17 protein-coding genes are annotated in these 13,447 nt (G+C 61.7%); 10 read left to right on the forward strand and 7 right to left on the reverse strand.

Annotation, left to right across the window (positions count from 1 at the left end; translation table 11 throughout):
* Positions 1-23: 23 nt before the first annotated feature.
* Positions 24-1,010, reverse strand: a complete 987-nt coding sequence (locus tag HU737_RS00615) for an NAD(P)/FAD-dependent oxidoreductase (RefSeq protein WP_186554185.1) — start codon at positions 1,008-1,010, stop codon at positions 24-26.
* Positions 1,011-1,197: 187 nt separating this feature from the next.
* Here HU737_RS00615 and HU737_RS00620 point away from each other — a divergent pair, with 187 nt between their 5' ends.
* Both HU737_RS00620 and hemH read left to right on the forward strand, forming a co-directional pair.
* Positions 1,198-2,103, forward strand: a complete 906-nt coding sequence (locus HU737_RS00620; protein ID WP_186554184.1) for a TIGR01777 family oxidoreductase — start codon at positions 1,198-1,200, stop codon at positions 2,101-2,103.
* A 13-nt stretch (positions 2,104-2,116) separates the two neighbouring features.
* The gene (gene hemH, locus HU737_RS00625) at positions 2,117-3,130 is read left to right on the forward strand and encodes a ferrochelatase (protein WP_186554183.1); all 1,014 of its coding nucleotides are present in this window, start codon (positions 2,117-2,119) and stop codon (positions 3,128-3,130) included.
* Positions 3,131-3,265: 135 nt separating this feature from the next.
* On the opposite strand, the gene HU737_RS00630 is transcribed toward hemH, so the two are convergent.
* A complete protein-coding gene (locus HU737_RS00630) occupies positions 3,266-4,540 on the reverse strand; it encodes a uracil-xanthine permease family protein (RefSeq protein ID WP_186554182.1) in 1,275 nt (424 codons plus the stop codon).
* A gap of 2 nt (positions 4,541-4,542) precedes the next feature.
* The gene (gene upp / locus HU737_RS00635) at positions 4,543-5,181 is read right to left on the reverse strand and encodes a uracil phosphoribosyltransferase (protein ID WP_186554181.1); all 639 of its coding nucleotides are present in this window, start codon (positions 5,179-5,181) and stop codon (positions 4,543-4,545) included.
* 165 nt (positions 5,182-5,346) lie between these two features.
* On the opposite strand from upp, the gene HU737_RS00640 reads away from it, so the two are divergent.
* From HU737_RS00640 to HU737_RS00650, 3 genes are all read left to right on the forward strand, one after another.
* Positions 5,347-5,904, forward strand: coding sequence for a hypoxanthine-guanine phosphoribosyltransferase (locus tag HU737_RS00640; RefSeq protein WP_186554180.1), 558 nt, complete (start codon positions 5,347-5,349; stop codon positions 5,902-5,904).
* 112 nt (positions 5,905-6,016) lie between these two features.
* Entirely contained in the window at positions 6,017-6,487 is a 471-nt protein-coding gene (locus HU737_RS00645) for a hypothetical protein (RefSeq protein ID WP_186554179.1), read from the forward strand.
* Between the two features lie 68 nt (positions 6,488-6,555).
* Positions 6,556-6,846 (forward strand): PA4642 family protein, encoded by a 291-nt coding sequence (locus tag HU737_RS00650; RefSeq protein ID WP_186554178.1) that lies wholly within the window; start codon positions 6,556-6,558, stop codon positions 6,844-6,846.
* Positions 6,847-7,141: 295 nt separating this feature from the next.
* Here the strand turns inward: HU737_RS00650 and mqo are convergent, their stop codons facing one another.
* Together mqo and HU737_RS00660 are read right to left on the reverse strand one after the other, a co-directional pair.
* Positions 7,142-8,647 carry a malate dehydrogenase (quinone) gene (gene mqo, locus HU737_RS00655; protein WP_186554177.1) on the reverse strand — a complete coding sequence of 502 codons (1,506 nt, stop codon included), beginning with the start codon at positions 8,645-8,647 and terminating at the stop codon, positions 7,142-7,144.
* A 605-nt stretch (positions 8,648-9,252) separates the two neighbouring features.
* Entirely contained in the window at positions 9,253-9,486 is a 234-nt protein-coding gene (locus tag HU737_RS00660; protein ID WP_186554176.1) for a hypothetical protein, read from the reverse strand.
* A gap of 145 nt (positions 9,487-9,631) precedes the next feature.
* Here HU737_RS00660 and HU737_RS00665 point away from each other — a divergent pair, with 145 nt between their 5' ends.
* A complete protein-coding gene (locus HU737_RS00665) occupies positions 9,632-10,216 on the forward strand; it encodes a YajG family lipoprotein (RefSeq protein WP_186554175.1) in 585 nt (194 codons plus the stop codon).
* Positions 10,217-10,380: 164 nt separating this feature from the next.
* Here the strand turns inward: HU737_RS00665 and HU737_RS00670 are convergent, their stop codons facing one another.
* Positions 10,381-10,587, reverse strand: a complete 207-nt coding sequence (locus HU737_RS00670) for a hypothetical protein (RefSeq protein ID WP_186554174.1) — start codon at positions 10,585-10,587, stop codon at positions 10,381-10,383.
* A 159-nt stretch (positions 10,588-10,746) separates the two neighbouring features.
* Here HU737_RS00670 and HU737_RS00675 point away from each other — a divergent pair, with 159 nt between their 5' ends.
* Positions 10,747-11,007, forward strand: a complete 261-nt coding sequence (locus HU737_RS00675) for a hypothetical protein (protein WP_186554173.1) — start codon at positions 10,747-10,749, stop codon at positions 11,005-11,007.
* 31 nt (positions 11,008-11,038) lie between these two features.
* On the opposite strand, the gene HU737_RS00680 is transcribed toward HU737_RS00675, so the two are convergent.
* The gene (locus HU737_RS00680; RefSeq protein ID WP_186554172.1) at positions 11,039-12,208 is read right to left on the reverse strand and encodes a 1-acyl-sn-glycerol-3-phosphate acyltransferase; all 1,170 of its coding nucleotides are present in this window, start codon (positions 12,206-12,208) and stop codon (positions 11,039-11,041) included.
* Positions 12,209-12,329: 121 nt separating this feature from the next.
* Between HU737_RS00680 and HU737_RS00685 the strand changes: the two genes are divergently transcribed.
* Genes HU737_RS00685 through HU737_RS00695 form a run of 3 tightly spaced genes read left to right on the forward strand, consistent with a single transcriptional unit; the run spans position 12,330 to position 13,409 of the window.
* Positions 12,330-12,515: a CPXCG motif-containing cysteine-rich protein gene (locus tag HU737_RS00685; RefSeq protein ID WP_186554171.1), complete on the forward strand. Its 186-nt coding sequence runs from the start codon at positions 12,330-12,332 to the stop codon at positions 12,513-12,515.
* Entirely contained in the window at positions 12,515-12,775 is a 261-nt protein-coding gene (locus tag HU737_RS00690; protein ID WP_186554170.1) for a putative signal transducing protein, read from the forward strand. The genes HU737_RS00685 and HU737_RS00690 overlap by 1 nt, the downstream gene beginning before the upstream one ends.
* Before the next feature lie 13 nt (positions 12,776-12,788).
* Positions 12,789-13,409: an SOS response-associated peptidase gene (locus tag HU737_RS00695; protein ID WP_186554169.1), complete on the forward strand. Its 621-nt coding sequence runs from the start codon at positions 12,789-12,791 to the stop codon at positions 13,407-13,409.
* Positions 13,410-13,447 lie beyond the last annotated feature (38 nt).

The following is a 13,447-nucleotide window of genomic DNA, read 5'->3' on the forward strand; positions in this document are numbered from 1 at the left end:
TTCTGTATAGGTTGCCCGGTTACTTAGTCCAGGTGCTCCAGCAGTCGTCTGGCCGCCTCTTGCCCGCTCAGCCAAGCGCCCTCGACCCGCCCCGACAGGCACCAATCGCCACAGGCATACAAGCCGAGGTCGGCATCGGCCAACGCGCCCCATTCATGGTTGCCCGCGGGGCGTGCGTAAAGCCAGCGGTGGGCCAGGGCGAACGAGGGCGCGGGGACCACGCAGCCAACCAGTTCGGCGAACTCACCCCACAATTGCTCGATCACGGCCTCCTTGCTCAGGTCGATATGCTGCTTGCTCCAGTCTGAAGTGGCATGCAGCACCCAGGTATCCAACTGCTCGTCGCGGCCTGGCTTGCTACGGTTGCGGGCCAGCCAGTCGAGCGGATTGTCCTGTACGAAGCAGCCTTGCATCGGCGTATCGAGTGGCGTTTCGAAGGCCAGGGCAATCGCCCAGGTCGGCTCCATTTGCACGCCAGCGGCAACCGCGGCCAGTTTTGGCGTGGCGGCCAGCAAAGGCGTAGCCTGAGGCGCGGGCACAGCGATCACCACGCGGCTGAACGGGCCATGGCTGCAGCCTTCGGTGTCCTGCAGATGCCAGTACTGCTTGCCGCGAAATACCTCGGCGATGCGGCAGCCGAAGTTGACCGTGACATCCTTGAGCAGACCGCGGGTGATCGCGCTCATGCGTGGCACGCCAACCCAACGGGTCTGTTCGTCGGGGGAGGGGGTTAGCTCGCCGTCGCGGTAGTTGTACAGCTGCGGCTTCCACTGCTCGGCCCAGCCGGCAGCCACCCACTGCTGTACCTGCTCGACGAAGCGTCGGTCGCGGGCGGTGAAGTATTGGGCGCCCAGGTCCAGCGCGCCAGCTTCGCTGCGCTTGCTGGCCATGCGCCCACCGCTGCCATGGCCTTTGTCGAACAGGTGGACGGTCTGCCCGGCCTTTTGCAAGGCCTGGGCTGCGGAAAGGCCGGCGATCCCGGCACCGATGATGGCAATAGGTACTGTCATGATGGCCTCTTCGAACCTTGCTATAAGCAGATTACGCGGTCAGGCAAACCTGTACAATGCACAATGTTTGTATAAGGTTATTCCGCTCGATAGGCTAGGTTGGCCTATGTTTATCCGAGAGCGTTCGGTCAAAAAAGTGCCTTGATCTTAAAAATAGACCACGGCCGCCCTCTGCGAGGACACAGCCATGCATATATTGCTGACCGGCGGTACTGGCTTGATCGGCCAGCACCTTTGCCAGTTCTGGATAAACCAGGGCCATCGCCTGACTGTCTGGAGTCGACGCCCGGAACAGGTGCCTAGATTGTGTGGTTCGGGTGTGCGCGGGATCGCCCGTCTAGATGACCTGGCCGCAGATGATGTGGTCGATGTGGTGGTCAATCTGGCCGGCGCGCCGATCGCCGATCGGCCATGGACCGCTGCCCGGCGCCACCTGCTGTGGGCCAGCCGGATTACCCTCACCGAGCAGTTGCTGGGCTGGCTGGAGCAGCGTCAGCAGCGCCCACAGGTGTTGATTTCTGGCTCCGCTGTCGGCTGGTATGGCGATGGTGGCGAGCGTGAGCTGACCGAGGCGTCGCCGCCGGTCAAGGAAGATTTCGCCAGCCAGCTGTGCATCGCCTGGGAGGAAACCGCGCAGCGTGCGCAGGCCCTGGGCATTCGCGTGGTGCTGGTGCGCACGGGGTTGGTGCTGGCCAGTGATGGCGGCTTTTTGTCGCGCCTGCGCGTGCCGTTCAAACTCGGCCTGGGCGGGCCTTTGGGCGATGGTCGGCAATGGATGCCGTGGGTCCATATAGACGACCAGGTCGCCCTGATTGATTTTCTCTTGCGGCACAACGACGCCAGCGGTCCTTATAATGCCTGCGCGCCAGAGCCAGTACGCAACCGCGAGTTCGCCAAGCGCCTGGGCAAGGCCCTGCACCGCCCGGCTCGCTTGCCGATGCCGGCGCTGCTGCTCAAGGCCGGGCTGGGCGAGCTGTCGACCTTGCTGCTTGGCGGTCAGCGTGCGCGCCCGGTGCGCTTGCTGGCGGCGGGTTTCACGTTCCGCTTCAACGATCTGCAATCGGCGCTGGACAACCTGTCCAGCCGCCTCTGACATAGGACGCTGCATGACCGATCACGCTCTGCTGCTGGTCAACCTGGGTTCGCCGGCTTCAACCTCGGTGGCCGACGTGCGCCGCTACCTCAATCAGTTCCTGATGGACCCCTATGTGATTGACCTGCCGTGGCCAGTGCGGCGCTTGCTGGTCTCGCTGATCCTGGTCAAGCGCCCGGAACAGTCGGCCCATGCCTACGCCTCGATCTGGTGGGATGAGGGTTCTCCGCTGGTGGTGCTGACCCGCCGCCTGCAAGCGGCGATGGTCGACCATTGGCCGCATGGTCCGGTGGAAATGGCCATGCGCTATGGCCAGCCGGCACTGCCCGATGTGCTCGCTCGATTGGCCGCGCAAGGCGTGCGCAAGGTGACCTTGGCGCCCCTGTATCCACAGTTCGCCGACAGCACGGTGACCACGGTTGTCGAACAGGCCAAGCAGACCATTGCCGAGCGCCAGTTGCCGCTTGAAATGCGCGTGCTGCAGCCATTCTATGACCAGCCAAGCTACATCGATGCCTTGGTCGCCAGTGCCAAACCGCACCTTGAGCAGCCCTACGATCACCTGCTGCTGAGCTTCCACGGCTTGCCCGAGCGCCACCTGAAGAAGCTTGACCCAACCGGCAGGCATGATTTCCAGGCGGCTGATTGCTGCAAGGATGCCAGCGCCGAGATGCGCGCCGTGTGTTACCGCGGCCAGTGCCTGGCGACGGCCAAGGCTTTTGCGCAAAAGATGGGCATTGCCGATGGCAAGTGGTCGGTGTCGTTCCAGTCACGGTTGGGCCGAGCCAAGTGGATCGAGCCGTATACCGAGACGCGCCTGGATGAATTGGCCAAGGCGGGCGTGAAGAAGCTGCTGGTGATGTGCCCGGCGTTTGTCGCGGACTGCATCGAGACGCTGGAGGAGATCGGTGATCGCGGGCGTGAGCAGTTTATTGAGGCAGGTGGCGAGGAGTTGGTCCTGGTGCCTTGCCTGAATGATCACCCGGAGTGGGTGAAGGTGTTGGCGGGGATGTGCGAAAAGGCCTGAACGCTGATTCGGATATTAAGCGCAACGTGGGAGCGGGCTTGCCCCGCGATAGCATGACTCCAGGCAGTTTGATTGCCCGCAAGTACGCTATCGCGGGACAAGCCCGCTCCCACGTTGTGCGAAGTCAGTGATCAATCAGGGCAACTGATCATCCATCTTTTTGTTCTTCCAACCATCATTGCCCGGCAGCAACAGGTTCAGGGCAATGGCCACCACGGCGCACAGGGCGATGCCCTTCAGGCCCCAATCGTCAGGGCCGTCGCCGCTGCCGATCAGCACGCCGCCGATACCGAATACCAGGGTCACCGAAACGATCACCAGGTTGCGAGCCTCGCCCAGGTCGATCTTGTGGCGGATCATGGTGTTCATGCCCACCGCAGCAATCGAACCGAATAGCAGGCACAGAATGCCGCCCATCACGGGCACCGGAATGCTCTGCAGCAGTGCTCCGAACTTACCGATGAAGGCCAGGGTGATGGCGAAAATCGCCGCCCAGGTCATGATCTTCGGATTGTAGTTCTTGGTCAGCATCACCGCGCCAGTCACTTCGGCGTAGGTGGTGTTGGGTGGGCCGCCGAACAGGCCGGCAGCGGTCGTGGCCAGGCCATCGCCGAGCAGGGTGCGGTGCAGGCCGGGCTTTTTCAGGTAGTCGCGACCGGTCACGCTACCCACGGCAATCACCCCGCCGATGTGTTCGATCGCTGGCGCCAGGGCAACCGGCACGATGAACAGAATGGCCTGCCAGTTGAAAGCCGGAGCGGTGAAGTTAGGCAGCTCAAGCCACGGCGCGGCAGCGATCTTGGCAGTGTCGACCACGCCAAAGGCGAACGACAGGGCAAAGCCCACCAGTACGCCCGAGATGATCGGCACCAGGCGGAAGATACCCTTGCCGAACACTGCCACGATCAAAGTGGTGAGCAGCGCTGGCATCGAAATCAGCATCGCGGTCTTGTACGGCATCAACGCCACGCCGTCACCGCCCTTGCCCATGGCCATGTTGGCGGCAATCGGCGCCATGGCCAGGCCAATGGAAATGATCACTGGGCCGATCACTACTGGCGGCAGCATGCGGTCGATGAAACCAGTGCCCTTGATCTTCACCATCAGGCCCATGAAGGTGTAGACGAAGCCAGCCGCCATCACCCCGCCCATGGTCTCGGCCAGGCCGAACTGACCCTTGGCGAGAATGATCGGAGTGATGAAGGCGAAGCTGGAGGCGAGGAACACCGGTACCTGACGGCCAGTCACCAGCTGGAACAGCAAGGTGCCGATACCGGCGGTGAACAGCGCCACGTTAGGATCGAGGCCGGTGATCAGCGGCATCAGCACCAGCGCGCCAAATGCCACGAAGAGCATCTGCGCGCCCGAGACGACCTGGCGCCAGAGCGGGTCGTTGAAGCCGTCCTGCATGGTCAGGCGTCCTTCTGCTTGGTGCCGAAGATCTTGTCTCCAGCGTCGCCCAGGCCAGGGATGATGTAGCCATGTTCGTTCAGGCACTGGTCGATCGACGCGGTGTAGATGCTCACATCCGGGTGAGCCTGTTCGACCGTGGCGATTCCTTCGGGGGCGGCCACCAGGACCATCGCGCGGATTTCCTTGCAACCGGCTTTTTTCAGCAGGTCGATGGTGGCGACCATCGAGGCGCCGGTCGCCAGCATTGGGTCGATGATCAGCGCCAGGCGCTGGTTGATATCGGGGGCGAGCTTTTCCAGGTAGGTGTGTGCTTCGAGGGTTTCCTCGTTGCGCGCAACGCCCACGGCGCTGACCTTGGCACCTGGGATCAGGCTGAGGACGCCGTCGAGCATGCCGATGCCGGCGCGCAGGATTGGCACTACAGTGATCTTCTTGCCGGCGATTTTCTCGACCTGGACTTTACCGCTCCAGCCGTCGATTTCGTAGGATTCCAGCGGCAGGTCTTGAGTGGCTTCGTAGGTCAGGAGCGCGCCGACTTCCTGGGCGAGTTCGCGAAAATTCTTGGTGCTGATGTCGGCACGGCGCATCAGGCCGAGCTTGTGGCGGATCAGCGGATGGCGGATCTCACGAGTAGGCATAGGGGAGGGCTCCGGGAGGCGGGCAAAAAAACCGCGCTAGATTAATCTATTCAGCCTGAGCTGTCGTCTGGTCATTCAGCACGTTAGTCCATAAACGCTTGATCTGGGACGAGCGGATGCGTACCTTTGCCCGCTTTTCCAATTCCGACCCCCTTGGAGAGCGCCATGTCCGCCGATCTCGAGCACATCCGTCAAGTCATGCGCGAGGCAGACTGCCTGTACAACGAAGCCGAAGTAGAGGCCGCTATCGCCAAGGTCGGCGAGCAGATCTGCCAAGAGCTGCACGACAAGAACCCGGTAGTGTTCTGTGTGATGAACGGCGGCCTGATCTTTGCGGGCAAGCTGCTGACTCACTTGCAATTCCCGCTGGAAGCCTCGTACCTGCACGCCACCCGCTATCGCAACAAGACCAGCGGCGGCGAGCTGTTCTGGAAGGCCAAGCCAGAAGTGTCGTTCATCGACCGTGACGTGCTGATCGTCGATGACATCCTCGACGAAGGTCACACCCTCAGCGCCATCATCGACTTCTGCAAGCACGCAGGCGCTCGCTCGGTGTATACCGCCGTGTTGATCGACAAGGACCACGACCGCAAGGCCAGCCCTGACCTGAAGGCCAACTACGTCGGCCTGCCGTGCGTCGATCGCTACATCTTCGGTTACGGCATGGACTACAAAGGCTACTGGCGCAACGCCAATGGCATCTTTGCCGTAAAAGGCCTGTAAGGCTCTGTTGGCCCTATCGCGCTGCCGCTGTCAAAGCCGGCTTGCCCCGCGATAGGGCCAGTACAGGCAAACCGCTCATGCTAGAGTGCCCCTTCATGCCAAGGAGCCTCACATGCGTGCGTTTATCCCCCTTCTGCTGGCGGTGAGCTTGCCGTTGTCCGCGGCGCCATTGCACAGCCAGTTCCTCCCGCCCGATGACCAGTCCCTGCGCCAGGAAGCGCCGACCGGCCAGCAATTGCTGCAGGTCACCGACTACTCGGTGGTGGTGGGCGCCCAGCGTCAGTCCGACCAGCAGCCAATCCCGATTACCGCTTCATTGCAGATGCGCCTCAAGGGCAAGCCCCTGAGCAAGGGCGCGACCATCAGCCAAGTGCTGCTCAGCTTCGATGGCGAGGGTGGCAAGAGCCTGAAGAAGCCGGTGTACGACGACAAGACCCGCACCCTGACCTTGAACTATCCGCTCGCTGACTACCGGGTGATCATGGATCTGCTGCGCAACGAGACGCTTTATGTGCAGTTTCTGACCTACGCCAATGGCCATATCTGGGCCGATCTGCACACCGGTACCGTACGTACGCGTTGAGGCTTGCGCGCTGCGAGGGGTAAACTGCCGGCCTTCGAAATTCCGTGATGGTCCAGTTGGAGTCGGCAATGCGTAAAGACAAGAAGCAGGTGATTGGTGACGAGATCAGCGACGACTACATCAAGTCGTTCCTTCAGTTCGAGCCGGCCGATGGCGTGACCTCGCCGTCTGTGCACAAGCTGGTCAAGGCTTACCGTGGTCTGCGCATTGACGACTTCGAGCGTTTTGTCGGCTTCTTCGTCGAGGCCGGTTTGGACCTGGACGGTAAAGACGAGCATGGCCAGACCTTCGTCGAGCAGATTGCCGATCAGCGCAATGCGCCTGAGTACATCGAGATCATCAACAACGCCCGTGGTTGATTCTGATCGCGCGGCGGCCTGCTGAGCCAGGGGCTGCAAAGCAGCCCCCCATGAAAAATCGCAGGCACAAAAAAACGCCCTAAGGGGTAATGCCAGTCAGTTAAGCGAATTGGGGCTGCTTTGCAGCCCTTCGCGGGCAAGCCCGCTCCCACAGGATTGCGCAGATTCTCAAGCTTGCGCTGTTCCTGTGGGAGCGGGCTTGCCCGCGAAGGGCCGCCAAGCGGCCCCATTTAGAGGCGATGAAACGCTAACTGACTGGCATTACCCCAAGGGGCGTTTTTTCGTTTCAGCCAGCTCAGGCGTAATGCTGAGCCGGGCTGCTTTCCACCATTTCCAACGCTTCGTCGTTGTAGGCGCTGATCTTGCGGTACAGCGCGGCGTCGGTAGCCAGGACCTTCTCGCGAGCCGGGAAGATTTCCTTGAGCTTGGCCGCCCAGGCACCCTTGGCCTGCTCGGGGAAGCAGCGCTCGATCAGCTCAAGCATGATCGAGACGGTCACCGAAGCACCTGGGGAGGCGCCCAGCAGTGCCGCCAGGCTGCCGTCCTGGGCCGAGACCAGCTCGGTACCAAACTGCAGTACGCCGCCTTTCTTCGGGTCTTTCTTGATGATCTGCACGCGCTGGCCCGCCACTTCCAGGCGCCAGTCCTCGGCCTTGGCCTCGGGGTAGAAGCGGCGCAGCGACTCGAGGCGTTGCTCCATCGACTGCATCACTTCGCTGACCAGGTACTTGGTCAGGTCCATGTTGTCGCGCGCTACCGCCAGCATCGGGCCGATGTTGCCCATGCGTACCGACAGCGGCAGGTCGAAGAACGAACCGTGCTTGAGGAACTTGGTAGTGAAACCGGCGTAAGGTCCGAACAGCAGCGATTTCTTGCCATCGACCACGCGAGTGTCCAAGTGCGGCACGGACATCGGCGGGGCGCCGACCGCAGCCTGGCTGTAGACCTTGGCCTGGTGCTGCTTGACGATTTCCGGGTTGTCGCAACGCAGCCACTGGCCGCTGACCGGGAAGCCGCCGAAGCCTTTGCTCTCCGGGATGCCCGAGGCTTGCAGCAGCGGCAGTGCCGCGCCGCCGGCGCCGAGGAAGACAAAGCGGGCGTCGACTTCACGGGTGCTGCCGCTGTTGACGTCCTTGATGCTCACCGTCCAGCCGCTGCCGTTACGGCGCAGGCCGATGACCTTCTTGCTGTACTTGACCTGGGTGTCCGGGCTGTTGCCCAGCAGCTTGAGCAGCTTGTTGGTCAGGGCGCCGAAGTTGACGTCGGTGCCTTTCAATACGCGGGTGGCGGCGATGTGCTGGTCAGCCGGACGGCCGGGCATCATCAACGGCATCCAGTCGTTCATTACCGCCTTGTCTTCGGTGTATTCCATCTCAGCGAAGGCGTGGTGCTGCTTGAGCAGCTCGAAACGCTTCTTGAGGAAGGACACGCCCTTGTCACCTTCGACGTAGCTCAGGTGTGGCACGGGGTTGATGAACGCACGCGGCGAGCCGAAGCTGCCTTTCTTGCTCAAGTAAGCCCAGAACTGGCGCGAAACCTCGAACTGGGTATTGATGTGCACGGCCTTCTTGATGTCGATGCTGCCATCGGCGGCCTGCGGCGTATAGTTCAGCTCACACAGGCCGGCGTGACCGGTCCCGGCGTTGTTCCAAGGGTTGGAGCTTTCCGCAGCCCCGGAGTCCATCGCTTCGACGACCTCCAGTTTGAGGGCCGGGTCGAGCTCTTTGAGCAGTACGGCCAGGGTGGCACTCATGATGCCCGCGCCTACCAGTACTACATCAACCGATTCGTTCTGCGCCATTTAACGCGTCTCCACAATCTACAGCACCTAATTGACAGCATAGGATCCCTGGGGTTGCCAGGTTCGCCATGTCCGACTCTTCGCAGTTCTTGCAACTTCCGCGGACACCGCCAATCAGTCTCAGGGTTCATCTATTGAACGCTGTTGCCGCGGGTGCGGCAATTCGACTTATGGTCAAGGCATCCGACGTGCGTTATGGACCGGCCTCAGTTACTCATCGAGGATGAGCGAAGTTGCCGGCCATTAGGGGCCGTTCGGGACACATCTGCCGCTTTTGCACATGCCAGACTGTTCATTTTGCTCGCCACACTCTTGTGAAGTTGTGAAAACCCGTTTTTCCACGCTCTTTTGGAGACGTGAACCTCAAAAAGGGACTGCGCGATGGCAACCCACAGGTTCATGCAAAGCAGAAGGCCAGAAAAAGCAGGCACGACAGCCGATGCAAGACCTGAAGTGGAAGGCTCTCTGTGGGCGAGGCGGTGAAGGTGCCGGGGTCAATCGGCAGGTGCGGGGCCCGATCAGGAGACGTCCTTATAATCGGGGGGAGATTATAACGATGTCGCGGGCAGAAAGGTCGTTAATCGCGGTTTTTATTGCAGCGTTTGTCAGGCTGGCAGGCTGCGTTGCTGCCAGTGACGGCTTGCGCGGGCGCAAACTCGGGCGCTGGAAGGCAGTGGTTGGCCCAGCCAAGCCAGTTTGGCTTCGCTGACCTGGACCCAGCCACTGCCCGCTGGAGGCTGGCCGCAGTGCTTGAATGCCAGGCATTTTCCGTCGCAGTCCAGGCGAGCATAGGTAAGGTGGCGCGGGCGGTGGAAGAGCAAGGTCCAGAGCGAGGCCATGGCAATTGAGTCCTATTCGAGGGGGCTGGCGCTAGGATAAGGGCTCAGCCATGAAAGCATTGTGACAAGCGGATTTAGCCGATGGCTGGCCCTTGTGGGGCTGGGTATACTGTGGGCCTTTGCCGCATTTTCTGGAGAAACGCGCATGTTGCAACGTCTGCTGTTCGGTTTGATCGCGGTGGCCAGCCTGAGCCTGGTCGGTTGTGCCCACAGCCCGCAACAACTCAGCCCGCAGCCCAAACTCACGGCCCAGCTCAATCCGGTCGGGCGTGGCCAGCCGGTGGTGGTCAAGGTGGTCGATGGGCGTGCTTCGCAGTCGCTCGGCACCCGCGGTGGCATGTACCCCGAGACCAGCACCATCAGCGTCAACGGCAACGATGTCGTGCCCAAGCTGCAGGCCCAGGCTGAAGCGGCTGTGCGTCTGCTGGGCTTCACCCCGACTCCGAATGCCTCCAATGCGCCGCAGTTGACCGTGACCCTGGCCGAGCTCAAGTACCAGTCGCCCAAGGACAAGATGTACGTGACCGAGGCGACCATCGGCGCCACCTTCCGTGCAGATGTGTCGAACGCCAACCGCCGCTACAGCGGCCGTTACGGCGCCTCCCTGGACCAGCGCTTCGGCATGGCGCCGAACCAGGAAACCAACACCAAGCTGGTCAGCGACGTGCTGAGCGATGCGCTGACGCGTCTGTTCAAGGATCCGACCATTGGTCAGGTACTGGCCGAGTAATACGCCCGCTGTAATGCAAAAGCCCGCTGCCTTAGCGGGCTTTTTTGTGTCTGGACCGGCCTCATCGCGGGGCAGGCCCGCTCCTACAAAGGTCGTTGGTCCGTGGGAGCGGGCTTGCCCCGCGATGAGGCCTGTTCAGACATAACAATGCCCACTATTCGGCCTCAGGCTGCTTCAATATGAAAATCCAACCAGCTCAACCCGGTCTGCCCATCCACCTCTGGTAGATCTTCATGCGCATGCCCACCCAAGGCGCAATACACCAGCCACTGGCGGTCCTGCACATTGATGGCGAAACCATCGATCAGCGCCTGTTGTTCATCGCTCTGGGCAACGAGGTAGAGGCGATCCTGGTTTTCGGCATGCAGCATGACTAGCTCCGTGAGAAGAAAAGGCCGACAGGGTGGCCTGTTCTGATGACGAGCATGTGACAGATGAAATTTAGTGACAGTTGGTCGTAAAAAATCGGCGCGCGCGATGGGCTTGAGTAGAATGCCGGGCTTTCGTTGTGGCAATTCCGAGGTCGTGCAATGTCGTTGCAAGTGCTCTGGGGGCTGTTGGCTTCCCACCCAGGCAAGCTGATCAACCTGCTTGCCCTGTTGATTACCTGCCCTGGCGGGCTACTGCTGCAGAGTGCCCGGCGTCGCGCGGTGATGACCCGCGAGAGCCTGGCGGTCGATGAAGGGTTGGTCGATACCTTCGACCGTCGCGTGCCGCGCTACTACTACATCCTCGGCTTCTCGTGCCTGGCGATGGCGCTGCTGTTGTCCTGGTTCAGCACCTGGATCTAAGCAGGGGGGCCGCCTAGCGGCCCCAGCGCATTCAGGCTACCGGGCTTTGCGCCTTGACCTGATATTGGTTGCGCACCGGCGTTGCATATTGCAGCACCAGATAGGGTTGCTGCTCGACCGGGCAGGCATCCAGGCGGCGCTGCCATTCTTCCTTGGCGCGCGCCAATTCTTCAGCAGGGAACAGCTTGTCCGCGCTCGGCACCTGCAGCGCAGGATCGGCCTCGCTCCACATGGCATACGCCAGGTAATGCACCGGGAACAAGCGGTAGCCGCCGAGGATCTGCCGGTCGATTTCCTGCGCCAGTTGCTTGGTGTCCTCGAAGAACTCGGTCACCGGCGGGGCAAAGTTGATGTGCACCCGACCTTTATAGCCGGTAATCCCCAAGGCAATGCTGTTGTCATCCTCGCCAGGCGCCTTCTTGTAGGTGCCGGTGGTCGCGCGGATATACAACTCCCGGGCCTTGGCCTGATCGCATGGGTCGTATTCGTAGCTGATCGATACCGGGGTCAGGTTCAAGCCCTGGATCACCGCGCCGAATGGCTCGTCCTTGCGGCTCATGTGGAACATCTTGAGGATCGCCGAATCGGTGCGGTCGTCACCGTCCTTGGCGCGGCCTTCGGCCTGGGCGATCCAGATCGAGGCGCCATCGTTGCGGATCGAATGATTGATATAAGCCGAGAGCAACTGGTAGGCCGCGAGCTTCTCGCGCCGACCGCTGAGCGAGCGATGGACGATGAAACTCTTGTTCAGGCGCATCATGTCGCTGACGAACGGCTTTTGCAGCAGGTTGTCACCGATGGCGATGCGCGGGGTCGGCAGGCCCGCGTGATACACCGCGTAGTTGACGAAGGCCGGGTCCATGACGATGTCGCGGTGGTTGGCCAGGAACAGATACGCGGTGCCCGACTTGAGCTGCTCGACGCCAGAATACGTCACGCCATCGGTGGCGCGCTCGATGGTCTGGTCGACGTAGTACTCGACTTTGTCCTGCAGGGTCGACACGCAGGTCACCCCGGCGAACTCTTTGCGCAGGCGGCGGGCGATCAGCGGCTTGAGCAGCCAGCCGAGGGCGCCCGCGGCGCGCGGGAAGCGGAAGTGGGTGAGGATATCGAGGAATGCCGGGTCGCTGAGCAGGCGTGCCAGAACGGCAGGGACCTCAGCGTCGTCGTACGGTCGGATGGCATCGAATTCGCCCATCATGCTCTCTTGTTGGAAACGGCTAGGGTAATAGGTAGGGATCGGTTCCGAAAAACGGCTCGGACACACGCAGGCCCTGTAAATAGACCGGCAATTATACGCACAAGTCACTGCGGAGGCCGCGATGCTGGAATCAGCCATCTACGACTGCCCATATTGTGGTGAAGAGGTCGAGACCACCCTCGACTTGTCGGGCGGTGATCAAACCTACATCGAGGACTGCCAGGTCTGCTGTCGTCCTATTCTGTTCATCCTGCAGGTGCATGGTGAAGAATGGATGCTCGATGTGAAGCGCGAGGATGACGCCTGATGCAACGAATCTATGAGCCCGAAGGCCTGCTGGAGGCCGAATTGCTGCTTGCCATGCTCGCCAGTGAGGGCATCCATGGGCACCTGGTCGGGCGCGACCTGGTCGGCGCCGCAGGCGAGCTGCCGATGCAAGGGCTGCTTGGGCTGGCAGTGCACGATGAACAGGCCGAGTACGCACGCCAGCTGATCGATGCGTACAATGCTGCCCAGCCACTTGCTGGCGACGAGCCGGAAAGTGTTCCCGGAACCCTGATTTGCTAGGTTGTTTATTGCCATGTGTGGACGTTATGCCCTGTTTCGCTGGTCCCCGGCATTTGCCGCGTTGCCGGGATACCCTGCCGACCAACAGGCGCAATGGAACATCTCACCTGGCGCCTCGGTGATCATCCAGCGCCAGGTCGACGGCCAGCCGCAGCTGGCCAGGGCCCGCTGGGGCCTGACCCCGCCCTGGTTGACCGACTTGTCCCGGACTCCGGCCCAAGCCCGCGCCGAGACCCTCGCCGAACAGCCGATGTTCCGTGAGGCGTTCCGCCAGCGGCGCTGCCTGATGCCCGCCAACGGCTTTTATGAGTGGCGCGGCAGCGTGCGCAAGCGGCCTTACTGGCTGACGCCGGGCGAAGGTGCTTCGCTGTTTTTCGCGGCAGTGTGGGAGGCGTATCCTGTTCAGGAGCAGGTGTGGCTCAGTTGTGCGGTGGTCACCCAGGCAGCGGTGAACCAGCGCCGGCCGTTGATCCTCGATGAGGCAGGGCAGGCGGCGTGGCTTGATCCGGATACGCCAGTGGCGCGTTTGCATGAGCTGTTGGCGAGCCCGCCGGCAGCCTTGCGTGAGCGGGCGTTGGCCAACTTCGTCAATGATCCGAAGCTCGATGCGCCGGAGTGCCTGACCCCGGCTTGATGGACTATCAGAAAGTCCTCGCGATAAATCTTCCCTGC

The organism is Pseudomonas urmiensis, from assembly GCF_014268815.2.
In the GTDB taxonomy this organism is placed as follows: Bacteria; Pseudomonadota; Gammaproteobacteria; order Pseudomonadales; family Pseudomonadaceae; genus Aquipseudomonas; species Aquipseudomonas urmiensis.

Coding starts and splice junctions, on each gene's coding strand:
- HU737_RS00615 (WP_186554185.1), bottom strand. CDS start 1,010: ATGACAGTACCTATTGCCATCATCGGTGCCGGGATCGCCGGCCTTTCC.
- HU737_RS00620 (WP_186554184.1), top strand. CDS start 1,198: ATGCATATATTGCTGACCGGCGGTACTGGCTTGATCGGCCAGCACCTT.
- hemH (WP_186554183.1), top strand. CDS start 2,117: ATGACCGATCACGCTCTGCTGCTGGTCAACCTGGGTTCGCCGGCTTCA.
- HU737_RS00630 (WP_186554182.1), bottom strand. CDS start 4,540: ATGCAGGACGGCTTCAACGACCCGCTCTGGCGCCAGGTCGTCTCGGGC.
- upp (WP_186554181.1), bottom strand. CDS start 5,181: ATGCCTACTCGTGAGATCCGCCATCCGCTGATCCGCCACAAGCTCGGC.
- HU737_RS00640 (WP_186554180.1), top strand. CDS start 5,347: ATGTCCGCCGATCTCGAGCACATCCGTCAAGTCATGCGCGAGGCAGAC.
- HU737_RS00645 (WP_186554179.1), top strand. CDS start 6,017: ATGCGTGCGTTTATCCCCCTTCTGCTGGCGGTGAGCTTGCCGTTGTCC.
- HU737_RS00650 (WP_186554178.1), top strand. CDS start 6,556: ATGCGTAAAGACAAGAAGCAGGTGATTGGTGACGAGATCAGCGACGAC.
- mqo (WP_186554177.1), bottom strand. CDS start 8,647: ATGGCGCAGAACGAATCGGTTGATGTAGTACTGGTAGGCGCGGGCATC.
- HU737_RS00660 (WP_186554176.1), bottom strand. CDS start 9,486: ATGGCCTCGCTCTGGACCTTGCTCTTCCACCGCCCGCGCCACCTTACC.
- HU737_RS00665 (WP_186554175.1), top strand. CDS start 9,632: ATGTTGCAACGTCTGCTGTTCGGTTTGATCGCGGTGGCCAGCCTGAGC.
- HU737_RS00670 (WP_186554174.1), bottom strand. CDS start 10,587: ATGCTGCATGCCGAAAACCAGGATCGCCTCTACCTCGTTGCCCAGAGC.
- HU737_RS00675 (WP_186554173.1), top strand. CDS start 10,747: ATGTCGTTGCAAGTGCTCTGGGGGCTGTTGGCTTCCCACCCAGGCAAG.
- HU737_RS00680 (WP_186554172.1), bottom strand. CDS start 12,208: ATGATGGGCGAATTCGATGCCATCCGACCGTACGACGACGCTGAGGTC.
- HU737_RS00685 (WP_186554171.1), top strand. CDS start 12,330: ATGCTGGAATCAGCCATCTACGACTGCCCATATTGTGGTGAAGAGGTC.
- HU737_RS00690 (WP_186554170.1), top strand. CDS start 12,515: ATGCAACGAATCTATGAGCCCGAAGGCCTGCTGGAGGCCGAATTGCTG.
- HU737_RS00695 (WP_186554169.1), top strand. CDS start 12,789: ATGTGTGGACGTTATGCCCTGTTTCGCTGGTCCCCGGCATTTGCCGCG.